Genomic DNA, 13498 nt, shown 5'->3' with positions numbered 1-13498 from the left:
AACTACCTGGGAAACTCCGCCTTCAACTGCATGCGCAGGGCCTCGACGATGGCCGCATAGCGCCGCTTCTGGACCAGATAGCTGGCCAGGAACAGCGGCAGCACCAGCAGCATCGGTGCCACCATCGGGCGCATTGCCACCAGTGGCAACAGCAGCAGCGACAGGATTGCCACGAACCAGCTGCACAGGCCGATCACCCGCACCTCGTGCCGTCGCGCGTTGAGAACGATGCGTCCACGCATCACCGGGAAGTAGCGCAGGCCGAAGCTCGGCGCGAAGCTCTCGCGGAACGCCATGCTGCCATCGGGCAGCGCATGGAAGGCCAGTCGCAGCCACCTGTCCTGCGGCAGGTCACGTTCCAGGCTGCCCAGCGAGAGCCGGGCCTGCATGGCCGGTGACGCCGCGATGCGTTCGTTGAACAGGGTGATGCCCCAACTGAAATAGCCGGCCACCCAAGCCATCAGGAGCACGGCTTCGATCAGGAGCACTGCGATGAGGGCGATGGCCATCGGTCTTCCATGAACGGGACCGGTGGATCATGCCATGCGGGACGGCCCTTCCACGCAGGACGTGGAACTACTTCAGGGCTTCGCCATCCAGCCCCAGGTCCCACGCCAGTCCCAGCAGCGCCTCGTCCGCCCGTGACGGGGCGGGGCGCGCATCGGCCAGCTGCTGCAGTTCGAGCAGTTCCTCGCGGGCCACGTCTTCCAGCCGCTGCAGCTGCTCACGCACGCTCGCGTTGCGCGGGCGCTCGGTATCGGTGAGGGAGGGCAGGGCGCGGATCAGGGTCATGGTGCGCGTACAGAATGCATCCAATGGCGGGTTACAGGCAAAGGCCCCGGACGAACCGGGGCCTTGCGGGCTGCCGGCGAGGGCAGCGGACATCAGGATCAGAACAGCTCGACCGTGCCGGCGCCCATGCTCTGCTGGGCAACCGGCTTGTGCGGCGGGCGTTCCCATTCGCTGCGCAGCTCGCGCAGGCGGTTGCCGGTGCGCTGCAGCGCGGTGGCAATCTCTTCGTCGAACACGCCGCCATTGCGGTGCAGCAGCTCCTGCAGGGCCACCGCTTCGCGATTGATGGCGGTCAGGCGGTCCAGGTGGGTGTGCACGCCGCCCAGTGCCTGGGTGGCGATGTCCTCGAACTGCAGGGCGCGCACGGCTTCGGCCACGCTGCCATCGATCGCACGCGCGCACTCGGACACTTCGCGCATGCCGTCGCCCAGCGAGGCGTTGATCTGCGCGACGTTGTCGAGCATCGCTGCTGCTTCCTGGCGGGCTTCGCGGGAGCGGTCCATGTCGCGCGAGGCCATGTGCGAAACCGTCTCGCGCACCTTGGCGATGGCGTCCTTGGAGCTGTGCGCCAGCTTGCGGATCTGCTCGTTGAAGGTGGTCGAGCGCTCGGACAGGTTGCGCACTTCGTCGGCGACCACGGCGAAGCCACGACCGGCTTCACCGGCGCGCGCCGCTTCGATGGCCGCGTTCAGCGCCAGCAGGTTGGTCTGGTCGGCGATCGACTTGACGTCTTCCAGCAGCGCGAAGATGCCATCCAGGTGCTGCGCCATCTGGTCGATGTGCTGCACGGTGGTGCTGCTCTGGCCGCTCACCTGTTCCAGCGCTTCCACCAGCTGTTCCATGCGATGGCTGGCGTGCTGGGCGAAACGGGCGACGTCGAGGCCGGCATTGCCTTCATCACCGGCGCGGTCGACGATGCGCGACAGGGCCTGGCTCTGCTGGCGCGACTTGCGGTTCATGGCATCGAAGCTGCCGCCCAGGCTGGAGACGGCCTGGCGGATCAGGTCACGGGCGCGTTCCACTTCGCCACGCGAACCGTCGATCTCGTTGCCGACGAAGTTGCGCAGCTCGGTCAGCAGCTGGTCCTGTTCGCGCAGGACACGGGCGTGCTCGGGGGAACGATGTGCCTGTGCGCGGGTGGTCCACCACGCAAAGCCGAGCCAGCTCAGCGTCATCGTGGTCAGGATCGCCCAGCGCAGGGCGGCCGGCCATTCGAAACCGATGGCGAAGGGGAGCAGCAGGGTCAGAGCCAGGGGGGCGGCCAGACGGATGAAAATGCGTGAGTACATGGACGTTCTCGGGAGGTGCACGGAGGATGTATCGGCCGTACCCCCTTTCTCTTTAACGTCGATGTGCCTCGAAGTGCATTCTGAATGCGCCGGTTTTCCGGCGCCTTGGCGGCCTCGGGGTCAGAGCCCTTTCCGTGCCGGAAAGGGATCCGACCCCTTGGGCAGGCAGCAACGGGGTCGGATCCCTTTTCCATGGAAAAGGGCTCTGACCCCACACCCTCAGGCCAGCAGGCGGTCCACGGCCTCGATCATCGCCTTGCGGCTGAACAGGAAGTCCCAGTAGCTGCCGCCCAGCTGGCGCCACAACACCGCCGAACGCACCGCGGCCAGCAGCAGGGCACGGATCTCGGCGACCACGCCGGCCTGGCCCAGGTAGTGCGGGTTGCCCTGCACCATCACCCGCGGTTTCAGGTGGCTGATGGTGTCGGCATACAGGCCGCCGAGGTTGGCCAGTACGTCCGGGTGGCCACTGTCGCCCAGTTCGGTGGCCTGGCGCTGGGCGCGCTCGATGCCCGAGGCGACCTTGTTCACGGTCGCCCCATCCTGCACGAAGCGGCGCTCCAGCTGCAGCACCGACAGGGCCAGCTTGGGCAGGATCGGGTCCTGGCCCTGGCTGCGGAAGTAGTTGTGCAGCAGGCGCAGGCCGGACTTCAGTGCATGACGGTCACCGAACACCGCCTGCGGCGAGGACGCATCGACGCGGAACACGCTGTCCACGGCGGTGCGCACGGCGGCGGCGTCGGAATGGCCGGTATCGGCGATGCGGCGCACCTGCTGCAGGGCCTGGGCAATGCCGGCCAAGGCCAGGACGCGGTCGTCGACAGTGAAACTCATGCAGCGATTACCTCAAAAGGGGAGGGGGTGGTGCGCAGGCGTTGTTCCAGCGGCGCATCGGTGGCGGCGATCACCGCGCCGCCCAGGCACACATCACCGTCATACAGCACCAGCGATTGACCGGGGGTAACGGCACGCTGCGGGCGCGCAAAGGTGACCAGCACGCTGCCATCGTCCAGCACCTGGACCGTACACGGCTCGTCGGGCTGGCGGTAGCGGGTCTGGGCGGTGCATTCGAAGCGCCGTGCCGGCGGTGAGCCGGCGATCCAGTGCGCGGTTTCCGAACGCAGGCGGTCGGACAGCATCCACTTGCTGTCGCGGTCCTGGTCCACGTACAGCACGTTGCTGGCCACATCCTTGCCAACCACGTACCACGGCGCGGCCGGGCGGCCACGCACGCCGCCGATGTTCAGGCCCTCGCGCTGGCCCAGGGTGAAATAGAACACGCCCGGGTGTTCGGCAATCACGCTGCCGTCGGCCGGGTCGAGGATCTGGCCGGGCTTGGCCGGCAGATAGCGGCCGAGGAACTCACGGAAGTCGCGCTCGCCGATGAAACAGATGCCGGTGGAGTCCTTCTTGGCGTGGGTCGGCAGGCCGACGTCGCGCGCGATCCGGCGCAGGTCGCTCTTTTCAAGGTCGCCGATCGGGAACAGGGTGGCTGCCAGCTGTTCCTGGCCCAGTTGATGCAGGAAGTAGCTCTGGTCCTTGGATCGATCGGCGCCGCGCAGCAGCAGCCACTGGTGGCCGCGCTGGGTCACCCGTGCGTAATGGCCGGTGGCGATGCGCTCGGCGCCCAGCTCGCGGGCGGCGTCCAGGAAATGCTTGAACTTCACTTCACGGTTGCACAGCACGTCCGGGTTCGGCGTGCGGCCGGCCGCGTACTCGGCCAGGAAGTGCTCGAACACGCCCTGCCAGTACTCGCTGGAGAAGTCGCGGAAGTGGAACGGGATGCCCAGCAGGCCGCACACGGCCACCGCGTCGCGACGGTCATCCTCGGCACGGCAATCACCGCTGCCATCGTCGGCCCAGTTCTGCATGAACAGGCCGGCCACGGCCTCGCCCTGCTGTACCAGGCGCCAGGCGGCGACCGAGGAATCGACGCCGCCGGAGACGCCCACCATCACACGCGGAGTGCTCATGCGACCTCCCGGACCAGCGAAAGCGGGTGGCGCTGGCCACCCAGGTAATCCGCTACCACCTGCCACACCAGCGGGCTGCGCTGGCGCTCGCCGGCGGCCTGCAGCTCGGCCGGGGTCAGCCACAGCGCGCGGTCGATGCCGGTGTCCAGCGGCTGCGCCGGATCGTGCGAAACCGGGTGCGCCGCGTAGCAGAAGCGCAGGAAGGCCGTGCCGTCGCCGGCAGTCCACTGGTAGCAGCCGATGAAGTGGGTCAGCTGCACCGTCCAGCCGGTTTCCTCGCGGGTCTCGCGCAGGGCGGCCTCGGCCAGGCTTTCGCCCGGCTCGAGGTGGCCGGCCGGCTGGTTCAGCACCTGGCGGCCGTCAATGGTCTCTTCGACCAGCAGCACGCGGCCGCCGTCGATCACCACGGTGGCAACGGTGGCGTGCGGTGCCCAGCGCGGGTCCGGCGTGGCGTTCAACTCAGAACTCGTCCTTCTTGGTCAGTTCCAGCTCCATCGCGTCGGCGGTGCGGATGGCCGCATCGATGGCGTCGCTGAGCTGGTCGGCGGTGGCATCGGCGTCGATCTTCACCACGAACATGGCGGTGGTGTCCTGCTTTACCCAGCCGCCCATCTTGGCGTCCTGCGAATCTTCCAGCAGGCGGTTGGCCACGGCCACCGGGAACTGCTTGGTCTTGGCGCTGTAGGCCGGTGACCAGATCTCGCGGATGTTGTGGCTGCCGAAGTCTTCCACCGCCGAGCGCACGTAGACCATCTGGGTGCGGTCGCCCTCGACGTCGAAGACCATGCGGTAGTCGCCATCCTCGTCGACTTCGTAGGTATAGCCCAGCTTGTCCAGGTGGCGGGCCACGGACTTGTCGGCGCTGGTCGCCGCGGCGGCAGAACCGGCAGCAGCCAGGGTGATCAGCAGGGTGGAGAGAAGGGTCCTTTTCATGAAGATCCTGTGAAGCAACGTTGAAAGAAGGTGCAATTGTGACGGGGGGCGTGCGTGCCGTCCAATCCGCGGCGGGCCGACGCAGGTCCGGCGCTACCCCTATAATGCAAGGATGCCCCATGAGTCCTCCCCCGATTCCCAGCACGAGCACGGCGTTGCCGTGGAGCCCGCGCGCCCGGAAGTGGCGCCGCCGCCGTTCTATCAGGTGATGCTGCTCAACGACGACTACACCCCGATGGATTTCGTGGTGGATGTGCTGCAGCAGTTCTTCAGCATGGACCTGGACAAGGCCACGCAGGTGATGCTGCACGTCCATACCCGCGGCCGCGGCGTCTGCGGGGTGTTCACCCGCGAAGTGGCCGAGACCAAGGTTGCCCAGGTCAACGAGTACTCGCGGATGAACCAGCACCCGCTGCTGTGCACAATGGAAAAGGCCTGACCGGCTGCCGATCCTCGTCCGGGTACATCGACTCCGAACACGGCGTGCCCACCAAGGTGGGCACCTACCAAGGCAGAAACCTGTAGAGCCGAGCCCATGCTCGGCTGCTTTTCGTCCCGGCGCAATGATCCCGGATGGAGTGCGCCCACCACGCGCGGAGGTCACGCCTCCGCCAACGCCTCCAGCGCCATCCGCGCCACCGTCTCGTCGACGTCGGCGGGGGCGCCGTCATCCCTGAACCACACTGCCGACAGCGCAGTGCTGGCCGCGATCCAGCGCAGCAGGCGCGTGCGTTCCAGGCCGGCCAGTGCGCTTACCTGTTGCAGCCGGGCGGCAAACCGCTCGGGCCGGGTGGCCACATGGATGCCCGGGCCACAGAGGTCCGGGTTGCTGAACATCGTCGTGTAGTCGAACGCGCGGTCGCCCAGCAGCCGCTTCGGGTCGATCGCCAGCCAGCCACGCGCGCCGAAATCCAGCACGTTGTCGTGGTGCAGGTCGCCGTGCAGCGGCCGGATCTCGCGTTCTTCCTGCAACACCCGCTCCGCCAGTGATCTGCACTGTTCCAGCAGTGGCGGCAGCGCGGCCCTTGGCTGCAGCAGGTCGGCGAACCATGTACGCAGGCAGACCAGTTCCGCTGGCGGCGCGCTCCGTGGCCGGTGCAGCTGCCGCAGGACCTGGCACAGGATCGTGGTACACGCATCATCGTCGCCCTCGATCGAACGTTGCCGCAGCGAATCGCCGCCGGCACGCTCGATCAGGATCGCCGGCCCCTCGTGGGCCAGCAGGCGGGCGGCACCATCGCCGTCCCACCAGCGCAGCAGGCGATGGCCGTTCTGCTCCTCGGTTTCGCTGCTGACCTTCAGCATCGCCGGTTCGCCGTCGGCGGTCAGCACCGGCCAGAGCTGGGCGTGGGGCGTCTCGATGGCCGCGCCATCACGCCGCAATCGCCAGCGGCTCAGGTAGGGTTCGCTCATGCTGGGTGGGCTGTCCTGGAGTGAATGAAGATCAAGCGATCTGCACTGCTAACGCCATCTGAACGCAGCAATCCGCTAGGGTGATGGAAATCGCGTAGTCAGGCCGCATATTGTCCCCATCTGCCGCCGGAGTAATCCATGTTCAGCAAAGACCTCGAACACACCATCGGCCAGTGCTACAAGCGCGCCCGTGAGGCCCGGCATGAATTCATGACGGTCGAACACCTGCTGTTGGCACTGCTCGACAACCCGTCCGCCCAGGCCGTACTGAAGGCCTGTGGTGCCGACGCCGAACGCCTGCGCCAGGAGCTGGAGCAGGCCATCGAGGCTTCCGTGTCCCGCCTGGCCGAAGATGACGGCCGTGATACCCAGCCGACCCTGGGCTTCCAGCGCGTGCTGCAGCGGGCCGTGTACCACGTGCAGTCCTCGGGCAAGAAGGAGGTCACCGGCGCCAACGTGCTGGTCGCCATCTTCGGCGAAAAGGACTCCCATGCCGTCTATTACCTCAACCAGCAGGACGTGACCCGTCTGGACGTGGTCAATTACCTGTCCCATGGCATCGCCAAGCTGGGCGAGGAAGGCGAGCAGCCGTCCTCCTCCTCCGATGGCGAAGGCCGCATCGAAGGCGGGGAGGGCGAGCCGAAGGGTGATGCCCTGACCGAGTTCGCCAGCAACCTCAACGAACAGGCGCGGTCCGGCCGCATCGATCCGCTGGTCGGCCGTGCCGACGAGATCGAGCGCACCATCCAGGTCCTGTGCCGCCGCCGCAAGAACAACCCGCTGTACGTGGGCGAGGCCGGCGTGGGCAAGACCGCGATTGCCGAGGGCCTGGCCCGCCGCATCGTCGAGGGCTCGGTGCCCGACGTGCTGGCCGACGCGGTGATCTACTCGCTGGACCTGGGCGCGCTGGTGGCCGGCACCAAGTACCGCGGCGACTTCGAGAAGCGCCTGAAGAGCGTGCTGACCGCACTGAAGAAGGTCCCCAATGCGGTGCTCTTCATCGACGAGATCCATACCATCATCGGTGCCGGTTCGGCCTCGGGTGGCACCATGGATGCGTCCAACCTGATCAAGCCGGCGCTGGCCTCCGGCGAGCTGCGCTGCATCGGCTCGACCACCTTCCAGGAGTACCGCGGCATCTTCGAGAAGGACCGGGCGCTGGCCCGCCGCTTCCAGAAGATCGACATCGTCGAGCCGACCGTGGGCGAGACCTACGAGATCCTGCAGGGCCTGAAGTCCAAGTACGAGCTGCACCACGGCGTGACCTATTCGAACGAAGCGCTGCAGGCGGCGGTGGATCTGTCGGTGAAGCACATCGGCGACCGCCTGCTTCCGGACAAGGCCATCGACGTGATCGACGAGGCCGGTGCCCGCCAGCGGTTGCTGCCGGAAGCCCAGCGCAAGGAGCTGATCGACGTCGAGGAAGTGGAGGCGATCGTGGCCAAGATGGCGCGCATCCCGACCAAGCAGGTCAGTGCCACCGACAAGGATGTGCTGCAGCACCTGGAGCGCAACCTGAAGATGGTGATCTTCGGCCAGGACCCGGCCATCGAGACGCTGTCCTCGGCGATCAAGCTGGCCCGCTCGGGCCTGGGCAATCCGGAAAAGCCGATCGGCAACTTCCTGTTCGCCGGCCCGACCGGTGTCGGCAAGACCGAGGTGACCAAGCAGCTGGCGCTGCAGCTGGGCATCGAGCTGGTCCGCTTCGACATGTCCGAATACATGGAGCCGCATTCGATCAGCCGCCTGATCGGTGCCCCTCCGGGCTATGTCGGCTTCGACCAGGGCGGCCTGCTGACCGAAAAGATCGTCAAGACGCCGCACTGCGTGCTGCTGCTGGACGAAATCGAAAAGGCGCACCCGGACATCTTCAACATCCTGTTGCAGGTGATGGACCGCGGCGTGCTGACCGATACCAACGGGCGTGAGGCCAACTTCAAGAACGTAGTGCTGGTGATGACCACCAATGCCGGCGCGGCGCAGGCCTCGCGGCGTTCGATCGGTTTCACCAAGCAGGATCATGCCACCGACGCGATGGAGACCATCCGCCGCAGCTTCACCCCGGAATTCCGCAACCGACTCGATGCGGTGGTGCAGTTCCAGGCGCTGGGCTTCGAGCACATCCTGCGCGTGGTCGACAAGTTCCTGATCGAGCTGGAGATGCTTCTGCAGGACAAGCACGTCAGCCTGTCGGCCACGCCGACCGCGCGCGACTGGCTGGCTCACCACGGCTTCGACCCGCTGATGGGTGCGCGCCCGATGGCCCGCGTGATCCAGGACAAGATCAAGCGTCCTCTGGCCGACGAGCTGCTGTTCGGCAAACTGGTCAACGGCGGCAAGGTGAACATCGATGTCCGCGACGACGAGCTGGTCGTCGAGACCCAGGCCGAGCCGGAGCGCCTGCTGCCGGTCACCGTGGAGTGAGCTGACGCCGGGCCTGGCCCGGCGGACCTGAAATGACAAGGGCGGCTTCGGCCGCCCTTGTCATATGCGCCATCAACGGCCGCGCTGGCGGGCCTTCTTCTGGAAGGTGGCTTCGTCGATCGGTTCGATCTGCGCCACCCGGCAGTGGTCGGCATCGGTGCGCAGCTGGCTGCGGCCGGCGCTGCACAGCAGGCCCTGCTGGCCTTCGGTGATGAAGCTCAGTTTCCGCGAGTAGCCGGCAGTGGAGCAGTCGTTCTGGAAGTGCACGACATAGTGGTCCTGGCCATTGCGCAGCAGGATGTTTCGCGAAACGCCGGCGCGCACGATCTGCTGGTCGCTGCCCAGCTGGATGCAGTCACTGGCCGTGGAAGGGGGCTCGGCGGCGCGCACAGGCGATGCGCTGGCGGACGCGGCAACGGCGACGAGCAGGGCGGTCAACGTGAGCATGTTCATGGCGGGGCAGGGGAATGGCGATCCGGACTGGATCGGGTCCCACGATGCCGCCACGGATGAAGATGCGAATCTGCCGCAAGCAGGGCTGACCGACGCCACGGTGCGTTCGGTCACGATGACCTCCGGCAGGGCCGGATTGCACCCATGACAAAAGGCCAGCAACCAGGGCTGGCCTTGTCGAAGTGGCGCAACGCGCCGACCGCTTACTTCATGCGGTAGGTGATACGACCCTTGGTCAGGTCGTACGGGGTCATTTCAACCTTGACCCGGTCACCGGTGAGGATGCGGATGTAGTTCTTGCGCATGCGGCCGGAAATGTGGGCGATGATTTCGTGCCCATTTTCCAGGCGAACGCGGAAAGTGGTGTTCGGCAGCGTCTCGCTGACGGTGCCCTCGAACTCGATGGAATCGTCTTTCGACATGTAGTCCTGTGCGGTTCAGAAAACGGCCACGCTGGGCCTAAGGCGCAGTATTTTACGCGTGACCGGCCCAGCTTGCAAAGTTTGTGTTAACCCCCGGCCAAACGCTGTGCCGGCAGGCGTCCGACCGCCTGCGTCCACGGGCCTTCACGGCCGTCATGGCGCACCGCGTGGCGGACGTGCTGCAGGAACGCCGCGCGCGGCAGGTGCTCGGCGCCCATCCGCAGCAGGTGCGGATTCTCCACCTGGGCATCGATCAGCGCCCAGCCCCAGCCGTGAAGCGTGGATGCCAGCGCGGCCAGGGCGATCTTGGAGCCGCCGCTGGCGCCACTGAACATGCTCTCGCCGAAGAACATCGTTCCGATCGCCACCCCGTAGATGCCGCCGACCAGCGTCTGCCGGTCCCAGACCTCGAAGGAGTGGGCAAAGCCGAGGTCATGCAGCTGGCTGTAGGCCTCGACCATGTCGGGGCTGATCCAGGTGCCGTCCTGGCCAGGCCGCGGTGCCGCCGCACAGGCGCGCATCACCCGGCTGAAGGCGGTGTCGGCGGTGACCTCCCATGTGCTGCCGCGCAACTGGCGTCGGAAGCGGCTGGACAGATGCACGCCATCGGTACGGAACACCATGCGCGGGTCGGGCGACCACCACAGGATCGGCTCGCCCTCGCTGAACCATGGAAAGATGCCGCCCGCATACGCGTTGAGCAGGCGCGCCGGGTGCAGGTCGCCGCCCACGGCGAGCAGGCCGTCGGGCTGGCGCAGGGCGGTCTCGGCCGGCGGGAAGGGGGCGTCCGGCGCGTCGGCCAGGCGCCAGGGCAGCTGGCGGGTCATGCCGGCATTGTATTCGTCGCGGCCCCGCGTGAATGCTGCGGTAGATGCCAACCTTGGTTGGCAGGTCACCCGTCCGCGCGGAATGGGCTGTGCCCCAGCAGCTCCTGTTGGTAGCGCCGCACATCCCGTCGCTCCTGCCGGCACCACTCCTGCAACGCCTCGGCGAACTCCGCATCAGCCACCCAGTGCCGGCTGCGCACCAGCGTCGGCAGGAAACCGCGCGCCAGCTTGTGCTCTCCCTGTGCACCCGGCTCGAATCGGGCCAGGCCTTCGCGTAGGCAGTACTCGATGCCCTGGTAATAGCAGGCCTCGAAGTGCAGGCCGGGCAGGGTGGCGCCGCCCCAGTAGCGGCCGTACAGCGTGTCACCGCCGCGCAGGCACAGCGCGCCGGCAATCGGCTCGCCGTCCTGTTCGGCCAGGAACAGCACCAGCCCGCGACCCAATGAAATGGCCAGATGGCGCAGGAAGGCCTCGGTCAGGGCCGGGGCATTGCCGTATTCCAGGAAGGTCTGCAGGTAGAAGCGGTACATCGCCTGCAGGTCGGCGCGGCTGGCCTCGTCGCCATGCACCACGCGGAAGCTGATGCCCTGGCGGGCGACCTTGGCCCGTTCCTGGCGGATGTTCTTGCGGTGCTTGTGGTTCATCGCGCCGAGGAACTGGTCGAATGTCGCCCAGTCACTCGGGTTCTGCCACTGGAACTGCACGTCCTCGCGCAGCAGCCAGTCATCGCCGAACAGCGCCTCGTCCGCTGCGGCGTGGAAGTTGATATGGGCCGATGACACGGCCAGTGCCGGCAGTGCATCGCGCAACGCCGACAGCAGCGTGGTGCGCTCTGAATCGTGACGGGCCAGCAGGCGCGGCCCGGTCACCGGCGAGTACGGAACTGCGCCAAGCCACTTCGGGTAGTAGTCGCGGCCATGGCGGGCGTAGGCGTTGGCCCAGGCATGGTCAAACACGAATTCACCGTGGGAGTTGGTCTTCAGGTAGCCCGGAATGGCGCCGACCAAGGTGTCGCCTTCCCAGAGCGTGAAGTGCCGGGGCTGCCAGCCCCAGTCCTCGCGCAGGCAGCCGTGCTGTTCCAGGCCGGAGAGGAAGGCGTGGCTGACGAACGGATTCTGGCCGTCGTGCAGGGCATCCCAGTCGGTGGCGGGAATGGACTGCAGGGAGTCGAGGAAGCGGGGGGAGGGCATGGTTGGCAAGGATAGGCCAGGTGGATCGCGAACGGTGCTGGCGGAGCTGGGTTGGTTTGTTCCGGTCGGGGTTGAGGAAAGTTTGAATTGTCCATCCGTGTGCGCTTGGTTGCGGAATGCCTGAATGCACAGGGGCAGAGTGAGCTGCGCCGCTGGAGCGGTGCATTCACTCTTTGCATGGAGTAGCCAAAATGAACCAGAAATTTCGCCTTGGATCCCTTTCTGTCCTGCTGTCTCTTCTGGGTGGCGGACTGTTGATAAGCCCCGCGCAGGCCGTTGACGCTCCTCCTGCGGTGGAGCAGGACACTGGGCTCGACATCCTCTTGACCCAGAAGGCGCGCGACATTCTGGAGCGCGTTCGTCTCGTGGATGGCCAGGCACGTAGTCGCCGGGTTGAGGTATCAGCAGATATCGCCAACGGTGTAGTGACCGTGGCGCTGGATCGTGACTTCGTTCCTGCCGATTACGGACCGTCGTTCGAGGATCAGCGAAGCGAGATCAGTTTTGGACTACTGCATTGGGCCGAGCAGGTGGCGCCGTTCAGTCGTGTCGTTTTTCTGTATGACGGGAAAGAGATCGAATACTACTTTCCTGAGATAAAGGCTGCGGACGATGCGGCGCGGAAAGCGGGGGATGCGCTGAGGCGGATGCGTGGAACGCCTGGGTCCGGGATGGCATTTGTCGCAGCCGGCCATGGGTATTTCTACAGCTACAAGGACAACCGGTGGGTGACCTCAAGGGATGAATGGAATGGCGTCTCCGAGGGGTTGTTGACTCCGTCGTACGCTGCGGAGCTGAAGGCGATGATCGAGCAAAGGAGCCAAATGCCTGTCGTCCGTCCGCGCGTTCAGATCACGGGAACGACTCATCCTCCGAGTGGTGAGGAGTGGTGGACCATAGCTGCGCGCTACGCGATTGCCGAGCAGTATCCGGCCGAGACAAAGATATGGAACACGTACGCAGGCAGTACGCTTTGGGATCGGGAGGAGCGTGAAGACATCAACAGTCGGCCGCTTCTCGCAAACCACCACGGAGCTGAGGTAGCGATTCATCTGCACAGCAATGGAGAACCCTCGGGGGCCGCGCGCGGTACTCGTGTGATCGTGCAACCTGGTAGGCCGATGGATGCTGCTCTTGCAGAGAGTGTCCTGTGCTCGATGAAGGAGCTGATTCACTCGCTACCTGAGTATGCGGCATTCACCGTGGCTCCCGCTCCGCACGCGCTGAACAAGGGGGAGAACCGAGAGGCGCACATGCCATCGATCATCGTAGAGACGGCGTTTCACACGAATCCGGATGATGCCAAGGCGCTGCAGGACCCCGTCTTCCGCTCGGCGTCGATGAAAGGGGTGGAGAAGGGCTATCGCCTGTGGGCAACAGGAAAGACGTGTGAGCCGCTGTCCGGGCAGCCGATCGCAGATGTCGACGTTCCATCCGGCGACTCGCGCGAGGTGGACGTGGCGTTTGCGGGCCATCCGCAATTCCCGATCAGCCTGATCACCCGCAATACGCTGTGCCCATCAGGGTGGAACTGCAGCGGACGGACGGTGGTCATCGATTCGCCTGACCAGCCCAGCAGGATGCAACTAAGCTGCGGTCGCGACAGCGTGGGGACGCTCGGCTGGGAGACGCATGTGTTGGATGCGGATGGGGTCAAGTCGCAGCCCGTGCCTCACACCGTTCGTTGTGTTCCCGATGCGGCCGGCCCTGATCGAAATGGCTTGCCTGAGAATACGGCTGCCGCAGGGATGTAACGAGAAAGGCCGACGCTTTCGCGTCGGC

16 protein-coding genes are annotated in these 13498 nt (G+C 66.1%); 4 read left to right on the top strand and 12 right to left on the bottom strand.

The features are described 5' to 3' along the window. Window positions 1–2: 2 nt before the first annotated feature. The 7 genes from VG556_RS02295 to VG556_RS02265 form a co-directional block, all read right to left on the bottom strand. Window positions 3–509 carry a hypothetical protein gene (locus VG556_RS02295; RefSeq protein ID WP_111144201.1) on the bottom strand — a complete coding sequence of 169 codons (507 nt, stop codon included), beginning with the start codon at window positions 507–509 and terminating at the stop codon, window positions 3–5. A gap of 67 nt (window positions 510–576) precedes the next feature. Next, window positions 577–792 carry a hypothetical protein gene (locus VG556_RS02290; RefSeq protein ID WP_100450013.1) on the bottom strand — a complete coding sequence of 72 codons (216 nt, stop codon included), beginning with the start codon at window positions 790–792 and terminating at the stop codon, window positions 577–579. A 98-nt stretch (window positions 793–890) separates the two neighbouring features. Next, a complete protein-coding gene (locus VG556_RS02285) occupies window positions 891–2081 on the bottom strand; it encodes a methyl-accepting chemotaxis protein (protein WP_005416472.1) in 1191 nt (396 codons plus the stop codon). A gap of 219 nt (window positions 2082–2300) precedes the next feature. Next, window positions 2301–2915, bottom strand: coding sequence for a high frequency lysogenization protein HflD (hflD, locus tag VG556_RS02280; protein ID WP_032961893.1), 615 nt, complete (start codon window positions 2913–2915; stop codon window positions 2301–2303). After that, a complete protein-coding gene (gene mnmA / locus VG556_RS02275; RefSeq protein WP_049403980.1) occupies window positions 2912–4054 on the bottom strand; it encodes a tRNA 2-thiouridine(34) synthase MnmA in 1143 nt (380 codons plus the stop codon). The genes hflD and mnmA overlap by 4 nt, the downstream gene beginning before the upstream one ends. After that, a complete protein-coding gene (locus tag VG556_RS02270) occupies window positions 4051–4512 on the bottom strand; it encodes an NUDIX hydrolase (protein ID WP_053495616.1) in 462 nt (153 codons plus the stop codon). Before VG556_RS02270 ends, mnmA begins: the two co-directional genes overlap by 4 nt. 1 nt (window position 4513) lies before the next feature. After that, the gene (locus VG556_RS02265) at window positions 4514–4987 is read right to left on the bottom strand and encodes a hypothetical protein (RefSeq protein ID WP_053495614.1); all 474 of its coding nucleotides are present in this window, start codon (window positions 4985–4987) and stop codon (window positions 4514–4516) included. Between the two features lie 112 nt (window positions 4988–5099). Here VG556_RS02265 and clpS point away from each other — a divergent pair, with 112 nt between their 5' ends. Continuing rightward, on the top strand, window positions 5100–5426 hold the full coding sequence (gene clpS / locus VG556_RS02260) for an ATP-dependent Clp protease adapter ClpS (protein WP_005416477.1): 327 nt from the start codon (window positions 5100–5102) through the stop codon (window positions 5424–5426). Window positions 5427–5587: 161 nt separating this feature from the next. Here clpS and VG556_RS02255 read toward each other — a convergent pair whose 3' ends face one another. Then, the gene (locus VG556_RS02255; protein ID WP_100450014.1) at window positions 5588–6400 is read right to left on the bottom strand and encodes an APH(6) family putative aminoglycoside O-phosphotransferase; all 813 of its coding nucleotides are present in this window, start codon (window positions 6398–6400) and stop codon (window positions 5588–5590) included. Between the two features lie 138 nt (window positions 6401–6538). Here VG556_RS02255 and clpA point away from each other — a divergent pair, with 138 nt between their 5' ends. Further along, entirely contained in the window at window positions 6539–8824 is a 2286-nt protein-coding gene (clpA, locus tag VG556_RS02250) for an ATP-dependent Clp protease ATP-binding subunit ClpA (protein ID WP_423179970.1), read from the top strand. A gap of 72 nt (window positions 8825–8896) precedes the next feature. On the opposite strand, the gene VG556_RS02245 is transcribed toward clpA, so the two are convergent. Continuing rightward, the gene (locus VG556_RS02245; RefSeq protein ID WP_229767389.1) at window positions 8897–9271 is read right to left on the bottom strand and encodes a hypothetical protein; all 375 of its coding nucleotides are present in this window, start codon (window positions 9269–9271) and stop codon (window positions 8897–8899) included. Between VG556_RS02245 and VG556_RS02240 the strand changes: the two genes are divergently transcribed. Beyond that, window positions 9264–9425 carry a hypothetical protein gene (locus VG556_RS02240; RefSeq protein WP_162292851.1) on the top strand — a complete coding sequence of 54 codons (162 nt, stop codon included), beginning with the start codon at window positions 9264–9266 and terminating at the stop codon, window positions 9423–9425. The genes VG556_RS02245 and VG556_RS02240 overlap by 8 nt on opposite strands. Window positions 9426–9480: 55 nt before the next feature. Here the strand turns inward: VG556_RS02240 and infA are convergent, their stop codons facing one another. The 3 genes from infA to VG556_RS02225 form a co-directional block, all read right to left on the bottom strand. Further along, window positions 9481–9699: a translation initiation factor IF-1 gene (gene infA, locus VG556_RS02235; protein WP_005409596.1), complete on the bottom strand. Its 219-nt coding sequence runs from the start codon at window positions 9697–9699 to the stop codon at window positions 9481–9483. Between the two features lie 86 nt (window positions 9700–9785). Further along, window positions 9786–10526, bottom strand: a complete 741-nt coding sequence (aat, locus tag VG556_RS02230) for a leucyl/phenylalanyl-tRNA--protein transferase (protein ID WP_014647084.1) — start codon at window positions 10524–10526, stop codon at window positions 9786–9788. A gap of 65 nt (window positions 10527–10591) precedes the next feature. After that, the gene (locus VG556_RS02225) at window positions 10592–11716 is read right to left on the bottom strand and encodes a GNAT family N-acetyltransferase (RefSeq protein WP_049406342.1); all 1125 of its coding nucleotides are present in this window, start codon (window positions 11714–11716) and stop codon (window positions 10592–10594) included. A gap of 191 nt (window positions 11717–11907) precedes the next feature. Here VG556_RS02225 and VG556_RS02220 point away from each other — a divergent pair, with 191 nt between their 5' ends. Then, window positions 11908–13470: an N-acetylmuramoyl-L-alanine amidase family protein gene (locus VG556_RS02220; protein ID WP_100450017.1), complete on the top strand. Its 1563-nt coding sequence runs from the start codon at window positions 11908–11910 to the stop codon at window positions 13468–13470. The last annotated feature ends 28 nt before the right edge of the window (window positions 13471–13498 follow it).

Source organism: Stenotrophomonas sp. CASM106, assembly GCF_049384825.1.
GTDB lineage: Bacteria > Pseudomonadota > Gammaproteobacteria > Xanthomonadales > Xanthomonadaceae > Stenotrophomonas > Stenotrophomonas muris.
The sequence above is the reverse complement of the archived record's forward strand: the minus strand, read 5'-3'. Positions and strand labels throughout refer to the sequence as shown.